The organism is Streptococcus sp. SM3 (assembly GCF_027497875.1).
In genome coordinates this window covers 1-25,713 of the sequence record NZ_JAJNSA010000031.1, presented here as the reverse complement: position 1 = coordinate 25,713, position 25,713 = coordinate 1, and the positions used below count along the sequence as shown (strand labels likewise).

General features: G+C 34.4%; 24 protein-coding genes and 1 pseudogene. 3 read left to right on the top strand and 22 right to left on the bottom strand.

The genetic code is table 11. The features are described from left to right. The 3 genes from PAN06_RS06550 to PAN06_RS06540 all read left to right on the top strand — a co-directional run. A partial coding sequence (locus PAN06_RS06550) for a dihydrolipoamide acetyltransferase (protein ID WP_269795907.1) occupies positions 1-595 on the top strand: 595 nt, incomplete at its 5' end. Between the two features lie 45 nt (positions 596-640). Next, complete coding sequence (gene lpdA / locus PAN06_RS06545) at positions 641-2,344, top strand: dihydrolipoyl dehydrogenase (protein ID WP_269795906.1); 1,704 nt, start codon at positions 641-643, stop codon at positions 2,342-2,344. 59 nt (positions 2,345-2,403) lie between these two features. Then, positions 2,404-3,393: a lipoate--protein ligase gene (locus PAN06_RS06540; protein ID WP_000873999.1), complete on the top strand. Its 990-nt coding sequence runs from the start codon at positions 2,404-2,406 to the stop codon at positions 3,391-3,393. Positions 3,394-3,465: 72 nt separating this feature from the next. Here the strand turns inward: PAN06_RS06540 and xerS are convergent, their stop codons facing one another. From xerS to PAN06_RS06430, 22 genes and pseudogenes are all read right to left on the bottom strand, one after another. Continuing rightward, positions 3,466-4,536, bottom strand: a complete 1,071-nt coding sequence (gene xerS, locus PAN06_RS06535; protein ID WP_004260328.1) for a tyrosine recombinase XerS — start codon at positions 4,534-4,536, stop codon at positions 3,466-3,468. A gap of 565 nt (positions 4,537-5,101) precedes the next feature. Continuing rightward, positions 5,102-6,652: a ClC family H(+)/Cl(-) exchange transporter gene (locus PAN06_RS06530; protein ID WP_269795905.1), complete on the bottom strand. Its 1,551-nt coding sequence runs from the start codon at positions 6,650-6,652 to the stop codon at positions 5,102-5,104. A gap of 16 nt (positions 6,653-6,668) precedes the next feature. Next, a complete protein-coding gene (locus PAN06_RS06525; protein ID WP_269795904.1) occupies positions 6,669-7,448 on the bottom strand; it encodes a ribonuclease HII in 780 nt (259 codons plus the stop codon). Further along, positions 7,435-8,286, bottom strand: a complete 852-nt coding sequence (gene ylqF, locus PAN06_RS06520; protein WP_269795903.1) for a ribosome biogenesis GTPase YlqF — start codon at positions 8,284-8,286, stop codon at positions 7,435-7,437. Before ylqF ends, PAN06_RS06525 begins: the two co-directional genes overlap by 14 nt. Positions 8,287-8,646: 360 nt before the next feature. Beyond that, positions 8,647-9,756: a glycosyltransferase gene (locus tag PAN06_RS06515; protein ID WP_269795902.1), complete on the bottom strand. Its 1,110-nt coding sequence runs from the start codon at positions 9,754-9,756 to the stop codon at positions 8,647-8,649. After that, positions 9,753-11,318, bottom strand: a complete 1,566-nt coding sequence (locus PAN06_RS06510; RefSeq protein ID WP_269795901.1) for a transporter — start codon at positions 11,316-11,318, stop codon at positions 9,753-9,755. The genes PAN06_RS06515 and PAN06_RS06510 overlap by 4 nt, the downstream gene beginning before the upstream one ends. Next, positions 11,319-12,281 carry a capsular polysaccharide synthesis protein gene (locus PAN06_RS06505; protein WP_004261196.1) on the bottom strand — a complete coding sequence of 321 codons (963 nt, stop codon included), beginning with the start codon at positions 12,279-12,281 and terminating at the stop codon, positions 11,319-11,321. It abuts the gene before it with no gap. Positions 12,282-12,286: 5 nt separating this feature from the next. Beyond that, positions 12,287-13,282 (bottom strand): galactofuranosyltransferase, encoded by a 996-nt coding sequence (locus PAN06_RS06500; protein ID WP_269795900.1) that lies wholly within the window; start codon positions 13,280-13,282, stop codon positions 12,287-12,289. Position 13,283: 1 nt separating this feature from the next. Beyond that, entirely contained in the window at positions 13,284-14,273 is a 990-nt protein-coding gene (locus PAN06_RS06495) for a glycosyltransferase (protein ID WP_269795899.1), read from the bottom strand. A gap of 3 nt (positions 14,274-14,276) precedes the next feature. After that, positions 14,277-15,263: a glycosyltransferase family 2 protein gene (locus tag PAN06_RS06490; protein WP_004261203.1), complete on the bottom strand. Its 987-nt coding sequence runs from the start codon at positions 15,261-15,263 to the stop codon at positions 14,277-14,279. A 13-nt stretch (positions 15,264-15,276) separates the two neighbouring features. Next, positions 15,277-16,236, bottom strand: a complete 960-nt coding sequence (locus PAN06_RS06485) for a glycosyltransferase family 2 protein (protein ID WP_004261205.1) — start codon at positions 16,234-16,236, stop codon at positions 15,277-15,279. Between the two features lie 55 nt (positions 16,237-16,291). After that, positions 16,292-17,299, bottom strand: a complete 1,008-nt coding sequence (locus PAN06_RS06480; protein WP_269795898.1) for a glycosyltransferase family 2 protein — start codon at positions 17,297-17,299, stop codon at positions 16,292-16,294. 30 nt (positions 17,300-17,329) lie between these two features. Continuing rightward, positions 17,330-18,310, bottom strand: coding sequence for a glycosyltransferase family 2 protein (locus PAN06_RS06475; RefSeq protein ID WP_269795897.1), 981 nt, complete (start codon positions 18,308-18,310; stop codon positions 17,330-17,332). Between the two features lie 14 nt (positions 18,311-18,324). Beyond that, positions 18,325-19,434 (bottom strand): CDP-glycerol glycerophosphotransferase family protein, encoded by a 1,110-nt coding sequence (locus PAN06_RS06470; protein ID WP_269795896.1) that lies wholly within the window; start codon positions 19,432-19,434, stop codon positions 18,325-18,327. Beyond that, on the bottom strand, positions 19,431-20,510 hold the full coding sequence (locus tag PAN06_RS06465; protein ID WP_269795895.1) for a glycosyltransferase: 1,080 nt from the start codon (positions 20,508-20,510) through the stop codon (positions 19,431-19,433). Before PAN06_RS06465 ends, PAN06_RS06470 begins: the two co-directional genes overlap by 4 nt. A gap of 1 nt (position 20,511) precedes the next feature. Continuing rightward, positions 20,512-20,910 carry a glycerol-3-phosphate cytidylyltransferase gene (gene tagD, locus PAN06_RS06460; RefSeq protein ID WP_269795894.1) on the bottom strand — a complete coding sequence of 133 codons (399 nt, stop codon included), beginning with the start codon at positions 20,908-20,910 and terminating at the stop codon, positions 20,512-20,514. Then, a complete protein-coding gene (locus PAN06_RS06455) occupies positions 20,907-21,740 on the bottom strand; it encodes a glycosyltransferase (RefSeq protein WP_004261226.1) in 834 nt (277 codons plus the stop codon). The genes tagD and PAN06_RS06455 overlap by 4 nt, the downstream gene beginning before the upstream one ends. 16 nt (positions 21,741-21,756) lie before the next feature. Beyond that, complete coding sequence (locus PAN06_RS06450; protein WP_269795893.1) at positions 21,757-22,857, bottom strand: EpsG family protein; 1,101 nt, start codon at positions 22,855-22,857, stop codon at positions 21,757-21,759. Between the two features lie 34 nt (positions 22,858-22,891). Beyond that, entirely contained in the window at positions 22,892-23,545 is a 654-nt protein-coding gene (locus PAN06_RS06445; protein WP_125457920.1) for a CpsD/CapB family tyrosine-protein kinase, read from the bottom strand. A gap of 4 nt (positions 23,546-23,549) precedes the next feature. Next, positions 23,550-24,251, bottom strand: a complete 702-nt coding sequence (locus tag PAN06_RS06440; protein WP_269795892.1) for a chain-length determining protein — start codon at positions 24,249-24,251, stop codon at positions 23,550-23,552. 38 nt (positions 24,252-24,289) lie between these two features. Further along, positions 24,290-24,871 (bottom strand): sugar transferase, encoded by a 582-nt coding sequence (locus tag PAN06_RS06435; RefSeq protein WP_125451977.1) that lies wholly within the window; start codon positions 24,869-24,871, stop codon positions 24,290-24,292. A 590-nt stretch (positions 24,872-25,461) separates the two neighbouring features. After that, positions 25,462-25,713, bottom strand: a pseudogene (locus PAN06_RS06430) (hypothetical protein); the annotation flags it as partial.

The following is a 25,713-nucleotide window of genomic DNA, read 5'->3' as shown; positions in this document are numbered from 1 at the left end:
TGATATGACTGAAATGTTGGCTCTTCGTAAGAAGGTTCTTGAGCCAATCATGGAAGCAACTGGGAAGAAGACTACTGTAACAGACCTTCTTTCACTTGCAGTTGTTAAGACTCTTATGAAACACCCCTACATCAACGCTTCATTGACAGAAGATGGCAAGACTATTATCACTCACAACTATGTCAATCTTGCGATGGCAGTTGGGATGGATAATGGATTGATGACACCTGTTGTTTACAATGCTGAGAAGATGAGTCTTTCAGAACTGGTTGTAGCCTTCAAGGATGTTATTGGCCGTACCTTGGATGGCAAATTGGCTCCAAGTGAACTGCAAAATTCAACATTCACAATCAGTAACTTGGGAATGTTTGGCGTTCAGTCCTTTGGTCCGATCATCAACCAACCAAACTCAGCTATCCTTGGTGTGAGCTCGACAATCGAGAAGCCAGTTGTCGTCAATGGTGAAATTGTGATTCGCCCTATCATGAGCCTAGGATTAACCATTGACCACCGTGTCGTAGATGGTATGGCTGGTGCTAAGTTTATGAAGGACTTGAAAGAATTGATTGAAAATCCAATCTCAATGTTGATTTAAGAGCAAGAGTATTCATTTTTAAGATATAGATAAAGGAAGGAAGACATGGCCTTAGAAGTAATTATGCCAAAAGCCGGCGTGGATATGACAGAAGGACAAATCGTCCAATGGAATAAAAAAGTCGGAGAATTTGTAAAAGAAGGAGAAATCCTTTTGGAAATCATGACTGATAAAGTCAGCATGGAATTGGAAGCCGAAGAAGATGGGTACTTGATTGCTATCCTTAAAGGGGACGGTGAAACAGTCCCTGTAACGGAAGTTATCGGTTACATTGGCGAAGAAGGAGAAAATATCCCAACAGCTGGAGCCGCAGCGCCAGAAGCTAGCCCAGCACCTGCAGCAAGTGCCTCAAACGATGATGGTAAGAGCGATGATGCTTTTGATATCGTTGTGATTGGTGGAGGTCCTGCTGGTTATGTTGCAGCCATTAAAGCTGCCCAACTCGGTGGTAAGGTTGCCCTTGTTGAGAAATCTGAACTCGGCGGAACCTGCTTGAACCGTGGATGTATCCCAACTAAAACATACCTTCACAACGCTGAAATCATCGAAAACATCGGTCACGCAGCAAACCGTGGTATCGTCATCGAAAATCCAAACTTCACTGTAGATATGGACAAACTCCTTGAAACCAAGTCTAAAGTTGTTAATACTCTTGTTGGTGGTGTTGCAGGACTTCTTCGTAGCTACGGAGTTACTGTGCATAAGGGTATCGGTACTATTACTAAAGACAAGAATGTCTTGGTAAATGGTTCTGAATTGCTTGAAACCAAGAAAATCATCCTTGCTGGTGGTTCAAAAGTCAGCAAGATCAACGTCCCTGGTATGGAATCTTCACTTGTGATGACCAGTGATGACATTCTCGAAATGAACGAAGTTCCAGAAAGTCTTGTTATCATCGGTGGTGGAGTTGTCGGTATCGAACTTGGTCAGGCCTTCATGACATTTGGCTCAAAAGTGACTGTCATCGAAATGATGGACCGTATCGTCCCAGCTATGGATGCAGAAGTGTCTAAGAACCTTCGCTTGATTCTTGAGCGTAAAGGTATGACCATCTTAACTGACACTAAACTCCAAGAAATCATCGAAGAAAATGGTCAACTTCGTATTAAGGTTGAAGGAAAAGACGATATCATCGCAAATAAAGCTCTTCTTTCAATCGGTCGTGTGCCAGACCTTGAAGGTATTGGAGAGGTTGAGTTTGAATTGGATCGTGGTCGCATCAAGGTCAACGAATACATGGAAACTTCTGTTCCAGGCATTTATGCACCAGGTGACATCAACGGTACTAAGATGTTGGCTCACGCAGCCTTCCGTATGGGAGAAGTTGCCGCAGAAAATGCTCTTAAAGGAAATCATGCTGTTGCCAAGTTGAATTTGACTCCTGCAGCCATCTACACTCTCCCTGAAGTTGCAGCAGTAGGTTTGACAGAAGAACAAGCCCGTGAGAAATACGATATAGCCATCGGTAAGTTCAACTTTGCTTCTAACGGTCGTGCCATTGCCTCAGATGCAGCTCAAGGATTTGTTAAAGTTATTGCAGACAAGAAATATGGTGAAATCCTCGGTGTTCACATCATTGGCCCTGCAGCTGCAGAATTGATCAATGAAGCGTCAAGCATCATCGAAATGGAAATCACTGTTGAAGAAATGCTGAAGACAATCCACGGTCACCCAACATATTCTGAAGTGATGTACGAAGCATTTGCGGATGTTTTAGGAATGGCCATCCATTCACCTAAGAAAAAATAAAAGAAAGATAGAATAGACTGGAAAATATCTTTCCAGTCTCTATCGTATAAAGGGATATCATGAAATATATTATCAATCATTCAAACGACACTGCCTTTAATATCGCCTTGGAAGAATATGCCTTTAAACACCTTTTGGATGAGGATCAAATCTTCCTACTTTGGATTAACAAGCCATCTATCATTGTTGGTCGTCACCAGAACACTATCGAAGAAATCAACCGTGATTATGTTCGCGAAAATGGTATTGAGGTGGTCCGCCGTATCAGCGGTGGTGGAGCTGTTTACCACGATTTAAATAATCTAAACTACACGATTATCTCAAAAGAAGATGAAAACAAGGCCTTTGACTTTAAGAGCTTCTCAACTCCGGTTATCAATACCCTGGCTCAACTTGGGGTTAAAGCTGAATTTACAGGTCGTAACGATTTAGAAATCGACGGTAAGAAATTCTGTGGCAATGCCCAGGCCTATATCAATGGGCGTATCATGCACCATGGTTGCTTGCTCTTTGACGTTGATTTATCTGTCCTTGCCAATGCCCTCAAGGTTTCAAAAGATAAATTTGAATCAAAAGGCGTGAAATCCGTCCGTGCCCGTGTCACCAATATTGTCAATGAATTGCCAGAAAAAATCACAGTTGAAGAATTCCGTGATTTGCTATTGGAATACATGAAAAAAGAGTATCCAGAGATGACTGAATACGTTTTTTCTGAGGAAGAATTAGCCGAAATCAATCGCATCAAGGATACTAAGTTTGGTACTTGGGACTGGAACTACGGCAAATCACCAGAATTTAACGTCCGTCGTGGTACAAAATTCACCAGTGGGAAGGTTGAAGTCTTTGCTAATGTCGTCGAATCAAAAATCCAAGACATCAAGATTTATGGTGACTTCTTTGGTATTGAAGACGTTGCTGCAGTAGAAGATGTCCTTCGTGGAGTGAAATACGAACGCGAAGATGTCCTTAAGGCGCTAGAAACCATTGATATCACACGCTACTTCGCTGGTATTAGCCGTGAAGAAATCGCTGAAGCGGTAGTTGGATAAAACAAAAAGAAGTTGGTTGTAGGACCAGCTTCTTTTTTTGATATGTATTTACATAATTTAAAATACGTAAAATTATAAACTATCTAGAGCATTCTTTTGTTCATCATTAACGATATGGGTATAGAGGTCAGTGACTTGTGTACTGGCATGTCCTAGCTGGTGACTGACCAAAACTTGCGATTTAGTGGCATCATAGAGCCTGGTTGCTAGCGTATGGCGTAGTTTATGGGGTGTTACACGGACTTTGAAGTCCTCAGAGTACTTAGCAACCATTTTCTCAACGCTGGAAGCATCGATACGATTAGGAACACCTCTGTAGAGAGTCAAAAAAAGGGCTGTATCTGTTTTTTCCGTCTTATAGCGTTGATTTCGAATGGCCAAATAATTCTCTAAATAAGGCTTAGCAAAGGCAGCGACATTGACTGAGTCACGTTTGCCTCCTTTTCGAGTGACATCAATAACCATCATTTTGAGATTGAGATCCCTTATATCCAGATTAACAGCTTCAGATAAGCGGACACCAGACGCCAAGAGAAGGGCAATAATGGCCAAATCTCGTTCTTTATTTTTGTTGAATGATGAGAGAGCTCGATTAGAGAGCTGTTGTGGGTACTCTTGGTCAATATAAGTAAGAAAACCCTCTGTTTCATCACCAAGAAAGAGTTTTTGCTTGATGTTTTCAGCTCTGGCAGCAAGCGTTTCTTTCTTTTTCTTTGTTGAAACTTTCTTCATTACATTACGATAAAAATAAGGCTCTCCCTGATCGTTTTCAACTTCCTCTGTTAGATACTTGTAAAGACTAGAAAGTGCTGACAAGGTTCGGTTGATGGTTGTCTGTGAGACACCTTGCTTGGTTGTATTAGCATTCAGCAAAGGACGTTCACGTAGGTAAAGGATAAAGGATTCCATGTCTTTCTTAGACATATTTTCCAAGACAGATAAAGAAATATCAGATATTTTATCGGCGTTTGAGATACCAGACTCTAAAACCCAGCTGAAAAATCGATCATATTCCTTGAGGTATTCGTACAAGGTTGTAAAACTATAGGGGACAGCAAGCTTAGATTGGTAGTATTCAAGAACATACCAGGGCATGATTTGTTTTAGTTTGTCGATTCGTTCCAGTAAAATCTCACGTTTCATGTATTTTCTCCATAAATAAGTCTACTAGTAGTATAGCATAGACTTATTTATTTTTCAAGAAAATTATAGTTTTTCGGAAAGATGTTATAGAGTTTTTAAAAAAGACTTAAATCTGTGTAAAACAGATCTAAATCTTTGAAGTCATTATTGTGAATCATTATTTAGTGCTTTTTCTAGTTTTCAAATACTAAACCAGAATGAAATAGTCAACAGAATAAAGAAAATAATAAAGAACTCAACCACTAAGCTTCTGTTCATTCTACATAACTGAAGAGGTATAAAAGGAGCTATGAGATACAAAATGCATTGTATAATTGCTATCGTTTTCTTTTTCATGATTTTAATCTTACTGTAAAGATTTGATACAGTAAACTCCTTTCTAGCTTTATGCTTTATCATTTTTAACTTGATTATAGTCTTATTTTTATCCAAGTTCAATTATTTGTATGTGAGATATCTTGTAAGTAAAAAATAACCGATCTCATTGCTGAGAATCGGTTTCCTAATATATTTAATTAATTAAGAAGTTTATTTTTTTACATAACATGAATTATGTAAAAAGCTCCTACAACAATAAATCTTTTACTTTCCCAATTTCACTTTTTGGAATAACTAGGTGAATCATATCTCCGAGATACATTCTGGTTGAACCGTTAACGGTTTGGCTTTTACCGTTATGGACTTGGGTGGTGATGAGTACGTTATGTGGTAAGTTGAGTTCGTGTACTTGTTTTCCTGCTATTTTATCTGAAACTGGGATTTCAATAAGTGTGACTTCTCCTTCATCTGTCGTTTCTTCTGGCAGCATTTTTTCCAACATAGCCTCATAGACTGGTGCACCCTTGAGTAAATCCATGATGATGTAGGCTACTAGGGTCACAAGTCCGAGTGGCATGAGGTTGCGAATATCTCCTACCATTTCGGTTACCAGAATCATAGCAGTTAAGGGTGCCTTAGATATTGCTCCAAAATAGCCACTCATTCCCAGAATGACAAATATAGGGAATTGCTCTTGACTGACAAGTCCAAGATTGACACAAATAACACCAACTAGGGCACCAAGCAGGGAACCAAGCGCCAAAATTGGTAGGAAAATTCCTCCTGGAAGGCCACTTCCATAGCTAATCATGCTCCAAACAAAGCGAATTAAAAAGTAAACTAATAGAACTTGAAAACTAAAATCTTGCTCAGTTAAGGAAAGAACCAGCTGATTTCCACCACCAAGGATTTGAGGTAAGAAGATTCCGACTGGTATGATGAGAATAAAGGCAAGAATTGGGTAATAAGTTCTATCCAAATGTATTTTTTGACCAAACCAATCATAAACTCGACCAACATTGAGCACAGCTTTCTCATAGAGAAAACCTGAAAGTCCTAGAAAAGTTCCCATAACCAAGTAAATCCAATACTGATCCAAGGTCATGAGTGGGATATTATCTGGCATATCCAGTACTGGTGTTAGGCCAAATATGAGCAGAGAAATAAAGTTTGCTACGAGACTAGCTGCGAGAGTAGATACCCAGAAAAAGCGTGAAAAATGGTGATAAACTTCTTCTACCACAAAGAGAAGTCCTGCAATCGGTGCATTAAAGGCTGCGGCTAATCCTGCTGCAGCACCACTAGCAATCAAGGAGCGTTCCTCTACTGGACTGGATTTGAGCCACTTGGCAATACCTTTTCCACCAACTGCTCCAAGTTGAATACTTGGCCCTTCGCGCCCCAGCATCAGGCCACTTGCAATAGCAAGAATTCCTAGAATATATTTTTTCCAAAGAACTCCCCACCAGTTGAGAGTCATGAGTCCCTTTAATTCGGCTTCGACTTGAGGAATTCCTGAGCCTTTGATATCTTTTTCTGATCGAGTTAATTTCGCACTGAGCCAACAAACTATTAAATAGAATAGACCAATGATAAAAAGATTGCGCACTAGGTGCGCTTGATCTTGATAAAGTCCTTGTATCAGGTGGAAGCCTTTTTCGATTAAAAACCGAAAAGATCCAACGATGATCCCAACGACAAGACCGACGATGATTCCTCGTCCAACTTGGGATAATATGGTGCTTGAGGCAAAGGCAAATTCTTTCTTGGAGCTGAGTGTTTCTGACTGTTCCTCCATAATCATTCCTTCTAACTTAACTTTCTTTTTCTCCTAAAACCAGTGATTTAACGGGTTCAAAACTTGTTCGGTGAATTGGGGTAACTCCTAGTTTTGTGAGGCCTTCTAGGTGTTTAGCAGTTCCATATCCTGCATTAGCAGTAAAATCATAGCCAGGGAACTGCTGATCATATTCCTTCATCAATTCGTCACGTGTCACTTTGGCTACTATAGAAGCTGCTGCAATTGAAAGGGAATTGGCATCCCCTTTGATGATAGATGTTTGTGAAATGGGCAAATCCAGTTTCATGGCATCTATCAAAAGGTGCTCAGGTTGCGGACTGAGCTGGGAGATTGCTTCCTTCATAGCTAGTTTGGTTGCTTCATAGATATTGACTTGGTCGATGACCTGATTATCCATGATACCAATGCCGATTGACAAGGCTTGCTCCTGAACTGCTTGGAAAATCTCCAGATGTTTCTTTTTAGGAATTTTCTTGCTGTCGTTAAGACCTTTAATTTTACAATTTTGAGGTAAAATAACAGCTGCAGCGACTACAGGCCCAGCCAGAGGACCTCGGCCGACTTCATCAACACCAGCAATTAAGGTCAATCCTTGCTTGTAAAGTTCTTTTTCGTAGGAAAGCATGGATTCTAAACGAAGATCCTCATCTAATTCTGCCTGAATAGCTTTTTTACGCTTGCTGATTTCCTTTTGAACTCCAGAGCGATTATCCTTTTCAAGCTCTAAAAAAATAGGACTATCAAGGTTCTTGACAGTAGCAAGGAGTTCTTTGATTTCTTTAATCGTCGCCATCGAGGTCTTCCAATGTATCTAAGGTATAGTTACCGAGTTTGCCGTCGCGGACTTCCTTCACGAAGAGACTGTAAAAGCGGTCATAGTCATCACGGAAACCGAGGGCACGGGTCATATCCATAATAATAACAGGCGCATCTTCTTCAATTTTCATTTGTTTGAAGCGTTCGGCCAACTTTTCTGGATAATGTTCTTTAAAATAATTGAGACCAAAAATGGTTACCTCATCCATTGGAAGCAACTGGTCTTTGATAGCTCCAGTCAAGGCCAACTTAAGAGCTACAGTTTCATCCTCAAACTTAGGCCAAAGAATCCCCGGTGTATCCAAGATTTCTAGGTCTTTATTGGTTTTGAGCCATTGTTGTCCCTTGGTAACCCCTGGTTTATTGCCGACAACGGCAATTTTCTTACCAGCTAAACGGTTCATAAGAGTGGATTTACCAGCGTTTGGAATTCCGATAATCATGGTACGCAAGGTTTCAATCTTGATACCACGTTCTTTCTGGCGAGCAATCTTATCATCCATGAGCTTCTTGGCCGCATCTGTTACAACTTTTACAGTCACTTGCTCTTTGGAGTTGATAGCTAGCGTCTGAATTCCTTGTGATTCAAAATACTGACGCCATTCCTTGGTCATTGCTGGATCGGCCAAGTCTGCTTTGTTTAAAATCAAGAGTTTTGGTTTATCACCAACAATCTTGGTCAACATAGGATTTTGACTGGAAAGAGGCAAGCGTGCATCCACCAAAATCGTCACAAAATCAACAAATTTTAAATTTTCCTGAACCTGTCGACGCGCTTTAGACATGTGACCAGGAAACCATTGAATAGTAGCCATAATATATCCCCTTCGGATTGAAAAATTGTAAAAACGTTTTCTTTCTTGTCCTCTATTCTATCATAAATTAGTCTTTTTTGCATAAGCTTTTGTCTAGAAAAGCTACTTTATTAAGAAAAATTGAATGCAATCTCATTTTTTAATATATTAAACTCCGAAAAATAGCCATCTCTAATCCATGAGATTATTAAATATAAACTTAGTCGTATTCCCTTGTAATTAAGTTAATTATTCAGCTGATAAAATAGCTTTTAGAAGTACTATTAAAATAGCCATAATTTTATTTATGAAACTAACGTGTGATAATCTGATAGAAATAAAATTAGAGAAGACATGTTTGTCCTCTCCATCAACTTTTTATTACTCATCAAATAATTTTTCCAACTGTCTGGTTGCTGAGTCAATCTCGTAGCCGTTTTTTTCTATCAGCTGTTTCACCTTTTCTGTATCAAGCTCTCGATGATCTCTGACAGACAAAATCTTATCTGCCCATTCTTCAAGAGAATCATTCAAAGACAGACTGTTATCATAGTTATTTAGCATCCTTGCGTCTGGTAAATGCTTTGCTGTTACAACAGGTAATCCATTGGCTTGCGCTTCAATGAGTACAATCGGTAATCCCTCAAAATTTGATGGGAAAAAGAAAACATCAAGAAGGTTTAACATTTTTCCAACATTAGTAGTTAAACCTGTAAAAATGACTTTATCTGCTACTCCATATTTTTTTGCAACATTTTCTAAAAACTCAGTATCTCCTCTTCCGATAAATACTAGACGAGAATTTGGTTCTTTTTTGATGATTTCAGAAAAAACCTTTACACAAAAACTTTGATTTTTTTGTTTTTCATATAAACGAGAAACCTGTCCTACAACAAAACAATCTTCTGGAATATGATATTCCTTTCGAAGTTGGGCTTGCATTTCTTGATTATATAAAAACTTTTCTACCTCAATGGCATTATGAATCACTAAAGCTTTTTCTCTTTCTTTTCCATGATAAAAATGGTTCAACGCTTCTGTTCCGCAAGCCCAAAAATCGGTCGCATATTTGCCGACAAAAAGACGATTGACTGGATGAACAAAGCGGTAAAATTTATCTGCTGTTGCACAATGTCCATGTACTATTCTTTTTTCGATTCCATATTTCTTTGCTAATTTTAAAAATTCTAGATGAGTCAATCCATTTTGATTGGACCATAAAATATCATAACGATGAGCATTCTTCTTAAAGAAACTATCCCATTCCTTTAATGCCTGTTTCATATGAGGTCTTAACTTAGGGATTCTATGAACGACGAGAGGATTGTGGCAAAGCTTTTTAAAATGTTCACTAAATTCAACATCTTCAGAACCTTGTAGTAAAAATTCCAGTTCAAATTCAGAGGTATCGATATGATTATAAAAATCTACCACAATTTTTTCTAGTCCACCGATATCTGGAACTAAACCACAAACTAATATTCGTTTCATATTTTTACCACCTTATTTTTTAACTTTAATACTTTTTGAATCATTAGTATAATTTGTTTACCACCTTCATGATTTCTAAATAGGAAAACGTAACTACCCAATACTGTCAAATAAAGGACGATTTTGATGATCAAACCGAAAATGAAATCTAGCTGAGTTAAGACTAAGTTATCCAGCAAACTCAAAAGTAGGAAGCTCATCCCTGCGACAGTGAAATCTTGTAACAATGTTTTAAAAAAGTCCTTAGATGAAGCTTTCAATCCATACTTAAAGGCGCTATATGGTTCATACCATGTACAGGCCAAGACTGTTGAACAAATTGTACCCAATAAAATTCCAGATACCCCTAAATCTAAAATCGCTAAAAAGTACAGTGAAAGAATTATATTTAATATAATTTCTGCAAGGGTTTTTTTATTTTGCTCATAACTTAAGCCATAAACTGAAATCAACGTTAGAATCGGTCTTCTATAAAAAGTTAGGAAAAAATGAAGGACGATCAAAATCTCAATCGTATAATTAAATGAAAAACTCTCACCTAACCAGATAGTCATAAATGGATGAATGAACATTAAATAACCTAAGCTAGCAAAATAAATCAGGCTAAAAGTAATAAACTGGAATTTTTTTAGGAATTTAACCATATCTGCTACTGTCGTAGACTCCGAATGGACTAAGTTACCTACGGAAGAAACAACTGAATTAATCACAGTATTTAAAATCAGTGAAAGAAATCCTAAAACATAGGTATAATTCCCATAAATACCTATAGCTGCTAAGCTGACAAAACTTGCCATTAGAATACTATCTGTTTGAAAAACAATCGTTTCTCCAATACTACCGACTATATTTCCTTTGATATTTCGGATAAATTTTCCTTTTTCCTCCTGATTAATGGGTGTTATCTCATTCTTAAACAAGTAACCATACAATCTATCTACAATCCGCGACATGATGATATTCCCTATAAAATTCATGATGATACTGATCAATAGATAAAAGATATAATTTTTTGTAAAGAATAAAATTCCGATTTGCAAGCATACGCGAAGCGTATTTAATCCAAAGTCAATCAAAGTCATCACATAATTACGCTGATCGACATAAAGTAAGGTTCGTTTATAGGAGAAAAAATAGCTAGAAGCTGAGTTAAATACAAAGAGGAAAAAAATCAAATATAATTCACTATTTACCGTATAATCCTTTATCATATAAGGAAGAAATAAAGAAAGTATAGCACCCAGTATAAAAATAGAAAAGCCAATGATTCTATATAATTTTTTGAAAAGAATCATAAAGGCATTGATTTTTCCATGTTCTTCTCTGTCTAAGGGTCCATATAGTGCATAGCTCATGGCTCCAGCAACCCCTAATTCTGCCAAAGACAGGATAGAAACTAAGCTAGACAAATAATTGTTTAATCCTAGATAGGCTACCCCAAGTAAATTGATAAAAATAGTTCGATTGATAAAGCCAAGAAGGACTTGAAAAGGTTGCAATGCAAGAGCTATACTTGTATTTAAGGTGGCAAATTCGGTTCTACTTTTTTTCGTGTATTTCATCTATTCCTTTAATTTTCCTTGTAAAAGTTGATCGAGATAACTCTCTGGAAGAACTTCTTCTTTCTTGATTTTATAAGTCGTTTTCAAAATCGGTGTTGTTTTCAACACTTCTTCCCATTCTTTTTCATCAAAAAAATCATGGGCATGGTCTCTTAAAAACCAAACACGCTCAGCTGGTGCTAGAATAGGTAATCTATCCACTAATTCTTTAAATTCATGATTTGATTCATATTCGGACAAAATAAAATAATCCATCATCAGGTAATGAATAAAAACTGGGTATTTACGAACATAGTAAATAAATAAATCCCGAATATGTTTGAAATGAGATTCGCCTTTTTGTCCTGCAAGGAAAAACCCTGACCATTTAAAATCACCAATCGCTCGCTCCATTTGCTCAGGATATGTCGGTGGATGATTCAAACTAAAAAAGTCCCCTTCAAAAATTTCTAAAGTTGCATAGGGAGATACAAATAAGGTTGCATCCATCCAAATTCCCCCATATTGGTATAAGAGACTAAAACGAATAATATCTGAATAATGCGCAGCTGATAATTCTTTTTTCTTGTATTTTTCGGTGATGTCCCTTGGAATATTGATGAAATCCGCTAGATTTTCATCCGTCAACAAGTGGAATTCGCAGTCATTTCTTTTGGCGAAGTCTTTTATAGTCTTCATTGAAGCCTGGACCATCTCAGGCATTTGAGCTTCTCCCTGTTGCCACATTGTCCAAATCATTTTCGGAAATTCTGTTGTTTCTTCTTCTTTTTCATCACTCGAATCATCTATTTGAGCTTCTTTTCGTAATTTCAGTACAAAATCCAAAAGAAGCTTTCTTCGAAAATCATAAAACATCTTGTCAGATTTTTGTGCAAGAAAGTAAACACATGTTAGTTTAAGGCCATAATATTTTAAAATTTGACAATAGCGAGCCATTTTATTTTGTAAGATTTGTAGTTTCATAAACTCTACAAGTTCCTTTCACATTTTTCTAAAGCTGTTTTTAGAAAATGTCCGTTACGAAGTTTCTCTCCTACTATTTTACTATTTTTAATCAATTCTTGATAATCTTCTTCATCAATCGAGTTTAAACAATCTGCAATTTCAAATAATGAATCAACAATGATTCCACATTGATTTTTCCGTACAAAATCAGCCAAGGCAGATTGGCTCCATACAATAATCGGAAAACCAGAGGCTAAATATAGAGAAGCTTTATGTGGGTTATTCATCTTTAAATACTCTCCATACATCCCACTACAAGTATGAGGACTATCTCCGTCCCAGACTAAGCCAAAGCCACCATGTAAGTGATTAGGTAGTTCATCAGGAGACAAAGCACCTTGATAATGAACGTTGTGAGGAAGATTCTCCTCTTCAAAGTTAATGCCATAAATAGAAAAATCTGGTTTTTCGGGTAATTGTCTTGCGTATTTTGTTTTCCGAATATCGAAATTTCCAGCTAACAAAATAGTTTCTTTTTCATAAGCTTTCTTCTCTTCATAATTTGGAATCAAATAATCAAATATCTCTAAGGAAATAATCTTCTCTTTCGGTATTCCCAATCGAACAAGTTCACTTTTCATCTTTTCGTTATGAGCGATAATACCGTCGACTTTTTCAAGGACTGTTTTATTTTGTAAAAAATGGATAATAGAGTACTTGAAATCTTTAAATGACTTGATTTTTTGGTTTCTCAGGGACTCGATATCGTGAATCAGCAAATAAGCTTTGAATGTTCTATTTTTCAAAAATCTCGTAAAAATTTGTTTTTTTAAGGTATGCCATAATAACGGAAATTGAAGAACTAACATATCATTTTTTGTCAAAGTGATGGGATTTGAATTATTATTTAGGGAAAAAGGTTGATAACCTGCTTCTAGCATTATTTTTTCAGCATCTAATCTAGCTTTAGAACCTGCATGTTTGGCTTCTGCATACAATTCTTTTAAATAATAATTCATGCTACTTCAACCCTTTCCAAAATCTTTTTACAATATATTTTTCAAATCTCCATTGAATGGCTCCAACAACTCTTGAAATAAAGACAATCTTTTTAGGGAATAATCGATATGCTCGCATTAATAATGATTGACTTGAACTTTTAGCGTAACGATTCAGATACTCGACATATTTTTCTTGATAGGGATTTCCCTCAAATATGCGATAGTCGACAACGTGCATCAAAACTAAATGGAATAAGCGACGCTGTACATATGGGAGTAAGTCAGTATTTCCTTCATATAGTTGTTCCACTTTATCACAAATAGTAAACAAATCCAAATTTTTCAAATTAAATTCACGATTCATAATACTACCAGAACGCACGCGATAATAATATCCTGTATAATCAATTTTCACTATTTTATGAATATGTTTTAAGATTCCCATTCCTCCATACACATCTTCATAAAATAGACCTTCTAAAAATGGAAAATTGAGAATCACTTCTCTTCTAAACAGTTTAGCGACTGCATTCAAACGGACAATATTATCTTCACATAAAGAGACTAAAGCTTCTTTAGCATTTCCTTGAAAAATAATTTTGACATTCTCGGGAGAAGGGATTTCTATTTCTTTTTTATCATTTGTATACCAACATTCTACGATGTCCATTTCTTCTGAAGTCATGTGCTTTAATAATTGCTCCAACATATCGTCTTTAAGAACATCATCGCTGTCTACAAAAGTGATAAATTCGCCTTTAGATTCAGTCATACCACGATTACGAGCGCCACTTAATCCTTTATTTGCTTGATTGATTAAGCGAAAGCGAGGATCTTGTTTACAATATCTCTCACAAATTTCTTGTGAATGATCCGTAGAACCATCGTTAACAAGTATTACTTCAATATTGCTATAAGTTTGACATTGGATACTATCTAAACATTCTTCCAGATACTCTTCAACATTGAAAACTGGCACAATGACACTTATCAATTTATCGTACTCCAAAATCTATTCTCCTTTGGAAATGAGCTCTTTCAAATAATTCAACCATCTCCAGGTTCTATTTACAATTGGAAACGTATAGCGTAAATAGAATTTAGGTGCTAGTCGATATAGTTTAACCATTTTACTAGTTCTTGCTACTTCTGGAGATTTTTCAACAAGTTTTATGTATTCTCTTAATTTTTCTTCATATAACTTTTGGTAGGGATTGTTCTTTTCGATAAAATCTTTATGATGGGTCGTTACAATTTGAACTAAAAACTTTCCGATATAAGGGATTAATTTTTCATCTAAAGCAAACAAATCCACTAGTTTATCACAACAAGTAAACAAATCTAGATTTTTCTCAGAAAATCGTCTTCTCATGGTACTGTTTGAATGTTCTCGATAATAGTATCCTACATAATCAAGTCTTACCATTTTTCGTATAAATTTAAATAATCCTACGCCGTGATAAATATCTTCATAAATAACTCCCGTTAAAAATGGAAAATCTTCCACTAAATGTCTTCGATATAATTTACAGACTGGAGAATAAGACAAACCGTAATTACAACTCTTTATAACAGCTTCTTCTGAATTTCCCTCAAACTCAATCTGAATATTCTCTACTTCCTTTAATTTATCAAAAACACTTCTAGTGGCTCTATAATGACATTCTACCAAATCAATGTCTTCTGTCATGTAACGATTCAAAATTTCTAAATATTTTATGGATAGAACATCATCGCTATCCACAAAAGTAATAAATTCACCAGTAGAAGTAGCAACTCCATGATTTCTCGCAGCACTCTGTCCTTGATTTTCTTGATTGATTAAGTGAAAGCGACTGTCCAGCCTACAATATCTCTCGCAAATTTCTTTTGATCCATCTCTTGAACCATCATTGACTAGAATCACTTCTATATCGGTATAAGTTTGACATTGAATACTCTCTAAACATTCTTCAAGATAGTCTTCAACGTTATAAACAGGAACAATGACACTAATCATAAATAGGCTCCTATTAAATTTTCCATTTTTTTCGAATTTCTAAATATCTTAAATACAACGGATAATATAAACTTAAAAAATATTTTGGTGAATAGCTATACCATCTTAATAATTTACTAGAATTGAAAATATCTGATGATTTCTTAGATATTTCAAAATAGTTATCAATTGCATCAACATATAACTGATAATATGGATGTCCAACTCTTATGTTATACTTTTTAAAATGTCCAATACCAACTAAAAATAACATATTCCCTACATAAGGTAACCAATTATCTTCTCTAAATTCTTCTAATAATTTTTTGCCAACTTTAAAAATATCAAGATTCTTTTCTGAATATGTCTGATTCATTGTACTAGAAGTATGATATCGATAATAATAACCAATATAGTCAATTTTTCTCATTTTATGAATATATTTTAAAGAGACGATTCCAGTATAAAAATCTTCATAAATTAAATTTTCTAAAAACGGAACTTTCTCCACTATTTCACGACGATAAAGTTTTGCGACTGGGCTCCAACTTACTCCATGATTAAAACATTCATATAACGCTTCATTTGAATCCAATTCTTTAACATCAATTACTTTTTTTTCTAAATTTAAATATTGAATATCTTCGGTTCTATTGCATTCTACAATATCAATTCCATCAGACATATACTTCTTTAATTGTGTCAACAAATCAAACTTTACTATATCGTCACTATCAATAAAAACGATGAATTCTCCTGTAGTCTCAGCAACGCCTCTATTTCTTGCAATACTCTGTCCTTGGTTTTCCTGATTTATTAAGCGAAAACGAGAATCTTTCCTACAATATTCCTCACAAATTTCTTTTGAGTAATCAGTAGATCCATCATTGACTAAAATAACTTCAAAATCTGTGAAAGTTTGCTGCCTTATACTCTCTATACATTCTTCCAAGTATTCTTCCACATTATAAACGGGGACGATAATGCTAATCATTTTTATTCTGACATCTCCTTTAAAATTCAGTGTATTACCCTATATATTCAGGCAATCAATTTTTTCCTATATGTAATTTATCATTTAGATGATTCATTACTTTTTTAGTAGAAATCCATCTCTTTTGTAAACTTTTATAGAGGGGATAAGTGATAGTAGTATAATATTTTGGAGCAAGTAAGTACAGTCTCAATAAACGATATTTTTGAATAACTTCCTTAGATTGCTTTGCTATAAAAGCAGCCTTTCGAATAAAATCTTCATATAAATCAACATAAGGACTCTTCGTATTTATCCCATCTTTTAGATAATGTACATGTCCAATATAAAACATAAAATATCCAATATAAGGAAGCATATTTTCATCATCTTTAAAAGAATCTATTAACTGATTTCCCACTTTAAAAATATCTAAATCTTTTTCATTAAAGGGTTTCGTCATAGTACTATTTGGACGAATGCGATAATAATAACCAATAAAATCAACGACTATAATTTTTCGAATATATTTTAAGTAATTGATTCCTGTAAAAACATCTTCGTAAATATATCCTTCCAAAAATGGTATCTTTTCAACAATTTCTCTTCTATATAATTTTGTAAAAGCGCAAAATTTCACTTCTTTAATCGCAATACAATTAAGAATTGCTTCTTTAGGGTTTCCTTCAAATGCAATTGTAGAAGGCTTAGTAAGATTGAACTCTTCTTTATTGATTGTTAATCTACATTCTACCATATCTACATCCGTCTTCATGTAAGGAAGTAGTACTTCTAATACGTTAGTATTGATAACATCATCGCTATCCACAAACATAATATATTGCCCAACAGATTCCTTAAAACCACGATTTCTTGCAACACTTTGTCCTTGATTTTCTTGATTAATCAATCTAAAGCGACTATCTACCTTGCAAAATCGTTCGCAAATCTCTTTTGAGGTGTCCGTTGAACCATCGTTTACTAAGATGACTTCAATATCTGTATAAGTTTGATGTTGAATACTTTCTAGACATTCTTCTAAATATTCTTCCACGTTATAAACTGGAACGATTACGCTAATCATTTTCCTCTTTCCCTCTTGAATGATACTGCTTCATTCCTCTATCTTGTCTTCCTTAACACTATTTTTCCATTTCCATATAGAGTGATAGAACGGAAATAGGATGGTGTTGTAATATCTTGGACACAGCTTATAAAGTCTAATCATACGCGAACTTTTTGCTACCTCAGAATTTTTCTTAGTGATAGTTACATACTCTTCTAATTTCTGATTATAGACTTCTGCATATGGATTTCCTTTTTGAATATAGTCTTGATAATGCATGGTTGCTACATGAACTAGGTATTTACCAATATAAGGAAGAAGTTCTTCACTATCAGAATACAACTCTATTAACTTATCACAAACCACAAATACATCTAGATTTTTTTCAGTAAAAGTTCGGTGCATTGTACTAGTCGCATGCTGGCGATAATAATAGCCAACATAGTCAATTTTAATCATTTTTCGGATATATTTTAACATTCCTATTCCACTATAAATATCTTCAAAAATGAATCCTTCTAAATAGGGAACAACTTCTACAATTTCTCTTCTATATAGTTTTGTGACTGGGTTTACACTAAGAACATGGTTTGGAAAGATTTTTACCGCTTCTTGAGAATTTCCCTCAAAGAGAATCTCTGTTTCTTTAGAATTTTCAACAAGGAAGTCTTTTTTAAGTACAGTAAAGATACTTTCAACAATGTCTATGTCATCAGACATATATTTCATTAACTCTTCTAAATAATTTGCTTTAATAATATCATCGCTATCGACAAATGCAATGAATTCGCCTCTTGAAGCTGTTACACCTGTATTTCGTGCAACACTTTGGCCTTGGTTGCTTTGATTGATTAATCGGAAACGCTTATCTGCTTGGCAATAAAGCTCACAAATAGCTTGTGAATCATCTGTTGAACCATCATTGACTAAAATGACTTCAAGATCTGTGTAGGATTGATTTTGAATGCTGTCTAAACATTCTTCCAGATAAGTTTCTACATTATAAACGGGCACGATTAAACTAATCATTCTTTATCCTAACCTTATTTCCTTAATCCAATTTCATCCAAAAGTGTCTTTGTAAAATCTTTTTGAATAGCATTGACTCTATTATTGACTATTTTTCGTTCATCAATATAAGGATCTTCAGATTTCATGACACTCTCTAGAAATTCTAATAAATCATGCGAATCACGAATAACACTACCCGCCATTAAACTCTTCACATCCTCAAACACAAAGCCTCTTTTTTCCTTGTATTCCTCATAATCATTAATGGTAAATGCAACTGGTCTATTTAATAAATAATAATCTAAAAATACTGAAGAATAATCTGTAATCAATGCACTGGTTGTGCCCAAAAATGTATATAAAGTCCCATACTGCTCACTAATGATATCTTCTGTCAATAAATGAATCGTCGAAGCATTCATTTCAAATTTCAACTGAGACTCCTCAAGAGGATGGAGTTTAATGTAAAGTTGATACCCATAGTTTGAGAGTAGTTCTTCAATGTTTTGAAAGTCCTCTTCTTCTAAAGAAAATATCAATGCTGCTTGGCTATCATGATAATTTTTAGAATTGCGGTATGTTGGCATCCAGATAATTTTCTTCTCTTTTTTCTCTTTAAAGAGCTCATCATTTCGTATATTGCCAACAAGAAGCATCTGCTCATTTTTAGCATTAAAAGCAGTTTTCATGATTGGAGTAAATAATTCTGAAGAGGAGACTAATTTTGTAAAGAAATTATAGTCAATTTTTTCCATGCCAACTTCAAGATTCCCAATTTTTTTTAAGGGCATTCCATGCCACAAGTTGACAACCATCTGCTTTGGAACAGGCTTTACAGGATACTTTCCAAATGAATAGAAAAAATATTTAGATGTTACAAAATAAAAGAAACCTCGATAAATAGAAACATACTTTACATCATTCTCTTTTTCTAAATGATAAAAATCATTTGAAGCACAAATAATCTCATATGTTTCCTGATAGCCATTATCCAACAAATAGTGATAGAGTGTTCTAAGATTATCTCTGAAACCCCAGTTAGAATACAGAACAATTCTATTCCTTTTCTTTGGAATAATTTTATTTATCTTATAAGTAAAATCACTTACTTTAAAAAGTAAGGGTTTTAAATAGTTAATCATTCTCTTTTTAAACCTTGCTTATAAATTTCTTTTAAATTTTGAACATTTTCTTCGATGTCAAATCGCTTTAGGTGTTCATTCATCTGTCGTTGCTTCTCCTTGAAAGGCATCTTTTCGATATAGTTTACCCATTTAGCCTTATCTAGTGGCATAGCTGTACAGAGTTCACCAACTATCTGAGTTGTCGGGTCAATCGTTTCATTCATGATAATATTGACTCCAGAACACTGAGCTTCTACCAGCACGATTGGGAAACCTTCATACAAAGAAGGAAAGGCAAAAATATCAAAGGCTGAATAAAATTTATGAACATCTTCTCTTTTTCCTGTGAAGATGATATTCTTCAATTCCTTGCTGTTTTCTTCTAAAATGTCACGATCTGGTCCTTCACCAACAAAGAAAAAAGTAACATCAGGCAATTCTTTAGCAACTTCAATTAAAAAATTCTGATTTTTGAAAGGATTTAAAATACCAATCATCCCAACTACTTTTTGATATTCAACTATATGAAACTCTTTACGAATTTCTTCTCTAAAAGTTGGAGAAAACCGATACTTATTGATGACAATAGCATTTGGGAGGATTTGAAATAATTTCTTTCCAAATATTTTAAGACCAGCTAATTGGCCACAAGAGATACGATGGGTCGCATTTTTCAAAGCTAAAAAGACCAAAAATCGATTTCGAATACTTTTTAACCAAGTGTCTGAAAATTGGCTACTATGATTGTGGTAAATCCTAACTGGAACACCATTTTTTCGAGCATAGTAATTATGTATAAAAGCGGTTATAGGATTATGGACATGGAGAATGTCAATTTTATTCGTTTCATAAAATTGTCGACACTCTCTCGCATAGGCAAATAGTTTAGAAATCTTTAGGGCAGGAAATACAATTCGTTTGATTTTTTTTTCATCTAGGTATTGATTAAATGGGAAATGAGCCTCTCCATTTGACTCTCCAACCATATATTCAAACTCTTGATCATTATTTGGGATATGGTTTTTGATAAAACTTTGTACCCCACTCATGGTATTCCTTACACCACCTGTTACATGTATGACCTGATATTTCATCCTAGTTCCCTTGATTCAAATCATTCTTTATCTTAGTTGTTGAAATTTCTTTTGTTCGTGATAGGTAAACAACCTCTATTCCAAAATCAATTAAATAATCAAATTTGCCCTGCCAATCATCTCCAATGACAAACACATCAGCATGATATTTTTCTATGTCTGAGATTTTTTGATCCCAATTTTCTTCTGGTATGACGAGATCCACATATCTGATAGCCTCTAATAGAGATTTTCTTTTCTCGTAATCAAAATAACATTCTTTATTCTTTTCTAGCTTATTAAATTCATTGGTAGAAAGGGCGACTATGAGATAATCTCCCAAAGCTTTTGCCCTTTTTAAAAGATTAATATGACCGTAATGCAATAAATCAAATGTTCCGTATGTAATGACTCTCTTCATATCTTCTTAATCACCTCTACTTCTTCTCTCATTTTTTTCTTATAGACCCATTTTCTAATTGAATTCGGAAGAATTCGAATCGCATTACGAAGGAAAATATTTCTAAGAAATTCTACTAAAGTAATATCTCTTCTGCGATAAAAATCTAATTGGAGTATAAAGTCAGTCTTTACATACAAGAAACCACCTCTACGTAGGTAGCTGGAATCATTTGTTTGCATAACAACTAAAGGTTCCTGAATATTTAAAAAATCCTTAGTTGGATTATCATGTAACAATCTCATTGTGAGGTCATAATCCTCTAGGTAACGGAATTTACGATAATTACCAGCCTTCAAGATATACTCTTTTTTCATCATACTCGATGGATTATTAAAGGGATTTCTCATTTTCGAATATTGACGAATTTCGGCTGTAGTTTCTGGTACTTTCTTTAAGGCGGTAAACTCTGTATTTTTTTCTAGGATATTCGAACCAACCATGATGAGGTTAGGATTTTTTTCAAAGGCAGCTAATTGCTTCTCAAATCTTGTTTCTAGAGAATAATCATCACTGTCCATTCTTGCAATGAATTCTGTTTGGCATTGATTGACTCCAAAGAGAGAGGCTGGTCCAGAACCTAGGTTTTTAGGTAAATGGAAAACCTTTAAAATCGGGATTTCTCTCTGCAACTTTTCGATTTCTCTATCTAGCTCTTCTGTCAATGCACCATCACAAACTAAAATGATTTCTGCTGGTTTAATGGTCTGATGATAAGAGCTTAGTAAACTTTTCCTTAAATTTCTAGGAGTTTCTTTTTTATATACTGTAGTTAAAACTGAAAATTTCATTTTATAACCCCTAAACCTAATTCCCAATTAACCAATCTACAATAACTGAACGGTAGGGAACGACATGGTACCAGTCAGTTTTAAAGTAAACAATGACTAGAAAGATTGAAGCATAAACCAATATCACCAAATAAAATAAAATCCACTGAACTTTTTTTTCACCTATTTTAGATAAAATCATGGGGATATATAGGCAAATAAAGGGGGTAAAATAGTGTGCAAATCTGCCAAAAAGACTTGTTTGCAAAGTTGACGCGGTAAATAAAAAGGAGATAAAAAATAGACTTCTTATAAATTCTTCTTCAGTCGATAATTTCTGTTTTCTAATCACTACTTCTCCAAAGATCAGAACTAGACCATACCAAATTGTTAAAAATACGGGTGCCCATTTATTGCTTTCCAAAAACCATGATGATTCCAGATAGGAAGTATACTGAGGAAAGAAAGAAATAAAGGTAGTGGCAATTTGTTTGATAAAAGGAAAGATGATAAGAAATAAAATGAACACAAACTGGTATGCTCTTTTGTTTAAAACGATTTTTTTAAGGGGGAAAAACAAGAGGCAGACGATACCAGATGTATGAAATAAGGGAGTTAGTAAGATAAATATTGATGCTAAAATTTTCTTGTTTTTTACTAAGTAGTGAAATCCTAAAAAACTTAAAGCGATTGCTAGACCTTGTCTGATATTTGATAAGGAATAAAAAAAGAGTCCTAATGAGCTGAGATAAATCAATAAACTCATGTAAGCATTTTTAGAATGCTTATAAAGCACAAAAAACCAGGCAACTAAAGTTATAAAGGCATAGGCAAATAATAAAAAGGGATAGTGATCACTAAAGTTTCTTAGAAAAATATTACTTACTAAATAACCAATTTCAAATCGAGAACTAAAGAAATGTGATAAGTCTGGAAGTTGTAAATGATTCGATTCAAAAATATGGATATAAGTTCCTAAATCTCCTCCTACACTAGAAGTACGAAAACCTGCAATGATTAAAAAGAAGAAGAAAGTAGGAAGAACAAGAAATCTTAACTCTTGTTCTTTCTCCTCATATTTTAATGAGAAAAAGGCCAGGAAAGAGATATAGACGAACATTAAAAGATAGATTGTCATTTTTTTCTTTATCCTTAGCCTTTCAAATAGTTAGTTAATAATAGTAATAATAGGTGTCTTTATGTGAATCTATTTTATTCATTATCACACCAAGTAGTCTAGCTCCAACATGCTCTAATCTTCTTTTTGCTTCTGTAACTTGACGCCGTTTTGATTTCTTTATATCTACAACAAGAAGGGTAGCGTCAGAAATACTCGCTAGTACTTGAGCATCAGTTGCTGCCAGCAAGGGAGGTGTATCGATAATGACATAGTCATAAAAATCCTCAAATGCTCTGAGTGTTTCTTCCATAGAAGAACTAGCTAACATCTCAGATGGATTAGGTGGAACAGGTCCTGAGGTCAGTACATCAAAATTCACATCGTTAATTGTCAAATGATTAATGGAACCTACACCTGACCTTTTTAATAGAAAGGTGCTTAATCCCTCAGTATTGTTTAGCTCTGTTAATTTATGTTGGGTTGGTTTACGCATATCTGCATCTATGATAATCACTTTTTTCCCTTGTTGAGCCAGAGAGGCAGCAAGATTGATGCTAACTTCACTCTTTCCTTCGTTAGGATTGGCACTTGTAACGACAATCAATTTGATATTTTTTCCGAATTCTGAGAACTGAAGATTACTTCTTAAAGTTCTAAAGGACTCAGCTACAAGAGATTTGCTGTTATGGATAACTTCTATATGCATGGCACTAACCTCTCTTCTTTTTCTCTATAGTTGGAATCATTCCAAGGACAGGTTTCCCAACAAGCTCTTCCAAATCTTCATAAGAATCAATCGAGTCACTCAATACATACTTAATAAAGATGATATTAAATCCTATGAAAGAAAATACTAGAATAGATACAAGAAGATTTTTCCATAAAATAGGATAAACTGGATGGTTACTTCCTAAAGCTTCTATAACAACTGATAAATTATCACGTCCTAATCGATCCGCTGTAAATTTTTTGTATTGAGTTACATACTCTTTTATATAACGTTCCCCTAAATCTCTATCTAGCGCTCTTACTGTTACTGTGACTAACTGAGAACCTGTGTCATTTGTTAATTTAACCGATTTGATTTTAGCAATTTCATCTGGAGACAAACCTAATGCTTTATTGGTATCTTCTTTTACTGGAGGAAGATCTGCTATTTCTAAATAAGTCTTAGCTTGTCTTTGAAAGAGATTTATGGCTTCAATTGTTTGTGTATCATTATTCTGACCATTTGTTTGGCTTGAAGTGTTCTTCATTATGAGCTTAGAGGAGACACTGTATATAGGAGAAATGATAAAAACAGTATATAGACCAACTGCTGTCGTCCCTATTAATGTAAAAAGGATTAGAAACAGAAATTTACTTTTTATTAAAGTAAAAATTCTGTTGATATTTTTATTGAAAATACTCATCTTTTATTTTTGTCCTTTACTTTTCTTCCCTATCTGAATTATCTAAATCCATGTCCATTAAAAATAACTTTAATTGTTTTTAGTAAAATAAGGAAATCTAATTTAATACTTTCATGTCTGATATAGTAAACATCATACCCTAATTTTTCTTTTGGAGATAATTCATAGCCACCATTTACCTGAGCCCAGCCTGTAATTCCTGGACGAACAGCCAATCGCTCATTAAAATCAGGAATATATTTTAAAAATTCGTTAACAAACTCTGGTCTTTCTGGTCGAGGCCCGATAATAGACATCTCGCCTTTAATGATATTAATAATTTGTGGAAATTCATCAATTCGAGTTCTGCGTATAAAACGTCCAATCTTCGTTATCCGTGGATCATTTTTTTCCGCCCATTGATATCCGTTCTTCTCGGCATCTAAATACATGGAACGTAGTTTGTACATTATGAATTTTTGTCCATTTAAACCAACTCGTTCTTGCATGTAAATGGGGTTTCCGCTTGATTCGATGACAATAAAGAAGCAAGCTATGAGACAAATTGGGATTATTAAAATTAATAATAATATAGAAATCAGAAGACCGATTATTCTCTTGGCTCTTCTATAGTTCATCATCTTTCTCCTTGATAACACACATAAATATAAAAGTGCGTCTAGTCTTATATAGAAACAAAAACCAGAAAATATAGGTTCATTATAAATATATACTCGTTATGTATAAATCGGATTTAAATATATCATAAAATGAAAAAATTCTCAAACTTGAAGTGTGAAAAGTCAAACAATAATTATTTTTTCAAATATATCGTTCGTAATAATCGACTCAGGCTTCACTACAAATAACTCAGGCTTTTTTTCTTTTGTGCTTAGTTCATAATTGACACCAAAAACAATGTGAGAGTGAGTATCAATCATGTGATATTTGCATATATAATATAGGTTTGAGATCTATAATGAAATCTTAACACATTTATAAGCGTTTTGAATAATCTATAAATATTGGTTTGCACAGTTTATTTTCCTGATGTTATTATACTACGAAATATTAAAATAATCTAGTTATTCTTATAAGTTTTTAAAAGTTATCTAGTTTAATAAAGCATATATAAATAAAATAAGCGTGTTTTGTTTTGAATAAATCTTTAGAGAATGATTCTGACTATTAAAACTAACACCTACCATGGAATTTCCACGGTAGGTGTTAGTTATATCAATAATCGTTCTAAAAATGGTTTAATACAGTTGATGAGAATCCCTTCTATCCAGCTTTCCTGTGCTGAGGATAGATGTTCTGACTGGAGACTTTCTTTTAGAAAATCTCGAACTTGTTCTGGTGCGATTTCAAACTCAAAGGCTTTCATTTTATAGAAAAAGTCGAGCAGATGGTCTGACAGACATTCAGTTGAAAAGGGAACTTCTCTATTTTTCCGATATTCTAATAAGAGCCGAACAAATCG

Excerpts from the sequence above, each read along its gene's own strand:
- lpdA (WP_269795906.1), top strand. The coding sequence starts at position 641 with ATGGCCTTAGAAGTAATTATGCCAAAAGCCGGCGTGGATATGACAGAA.
- PAN06_RS06540 (WP_000873999.1), top strand. The coding sequence starts at position 2,404 with ATGAAATATATTATCAATCATTCAAACGACACTGCCTTTAATATCGCC.
- xerS (WP_004260328.1), bottom strand. The coding sequence starts at position 4,536 with ATGAAACGTGAGATTTTACTGGAACGAATCGACAAACTAAAACAAATC.
- PAN06_RS06530 (WP_269795905.1), bottom strand. The coding sequence starts at position 6,652 with ATGGAGGAACAGTCAGAAACACTCAGCTCCAAGAAAGAATTTGCCTTT.
- PAN06_RS06525 (WP_269795904.1), bottom strand. The coding sequence starts at position 7,448 with ATGGCGACGATTAAAGAAATCAAAGAACTCCTTGCTACTGTCAAGAAC.
- ylqF (WP_269795903.1), bottom strand. The coding sequence starts at position 8,286 with ATGGCTACTATTCAATGGTTTCCTGGTCACATGTCTAAAGCGCGTCGA.
- PAN06_RS06515 (WP_269795902.1), bottom strand. The coding sequence starts at position 9,756 with ATGAAACGAATATTAGTTTGTGGTTTAGTTCCAGATATCGGTGGACTA.
- PAN06_RS06510 (WP_269795901.1), bottom strand. The coding sequence starts at position 11,318 with ATGAAATACACGAAAAAAAGTAGAACCGAATTTGCCACCTTAAATACA.
- PAN06_RS06505 (WP_004261196.1), bottom strand. The coding sequence starts at position 12,281 with ATGAAACTACAAATCTTACAAAATAAAATGGCTCGCTATTGTCAAATT.
- PAN06_RS06500 (WP_269795900.1), bottom strand. The coding sequence starts at position 13,282 with ATGAATTATTATTTAAAAGAATTGTATGCAGAAGCCAAACATGCAGGT.
- PAN06_RS06490 (WP_004261203.1), bottom strand. The coding sequence starts at position 15,263 with ATGATTAGTGTCATTGTTCCTGTTTATAACGTTGAAGACTATCTTGAA.
- PAN06_RS06485 (WP_004261205.1), bottom strand. The coding sequence starts at position 16,236 with ATGATTAGCATTATCGTCCCCGTTTATAATGTGGAAGAATACTTGGAA.
- PAN06_RS06480 (WP_269795898.1), bottom strand. The coding sequence starts at position 17,299 with ATGATTAGCGTAATCGTTCCAGTTTATAACGTGGAAGAATATTTAGAA.
- PAN06_RS06475 (WP_269795897.1), bottom strand. The coding sequence starts at position 18,310 with ATGATTAGTTTAATCGTGCCCGTTTATAATGTAGAAACTTATCTGGAA.
- PAN06_RS06470 (WP_269795896.1), bottom strand. The coding sequence starts at position 19,434 with ATGATTAACTATTTAAAACCCTTACTTTTTAAAGTAAGTGATTTTACT.
- PAN06_RS06465 (WP_269795895.1), bottom strand. The coding sequence starts at position 20,510 with ATGAAATATCAGGTCATACATGTAACAGGTGGTGTAAGGAATACCATG.
- tagD (WP_269795894.1), bottom strand. The coding sequence starts at position 20,910 with ATGAAGAGAGTCATTACATACGGAACATTTGATTTATTGCATTACGGT.
- PAN06_RS06455 (WP_004261226.1), bottom strand. The coding sequence starts at position 21,740 with ATGAAATTTTCAGTTTTAACTACAGTATATAAAAAAGAAACTCCTAGA.
- PAN06_RS06450 (WP_269795893.1), bottom strand. The coding sequence starts at position 22,857 with ATGACAATCTATCTTTTAATGTTCGTCTATATCTCTTTCCTGGCCTTT.
- PAN06_RS06445 (WP_125457920.1), bottom strand. The coding sequence starts at position 23,545 with ATGCATATAGAAGTTATCCATAACAGCAAATCTCTTGTAGCTGAGTCC.
- PAN06_RS06440 (WP_269795892.1), bottom strand. The coding sequence starts at position 24,251 with ATGAGTATTTTCAATAAAAATATCAACAGAATTTTTACTTTAATAAAA.
- PAN06_RS06435 (WP_125451977.1), bottom strand. The coding sequence starts at position 24,871 with ATGATGAACTATAGAAGAGCCAAGAGAATAATCGGTCTTCTGATTTCT.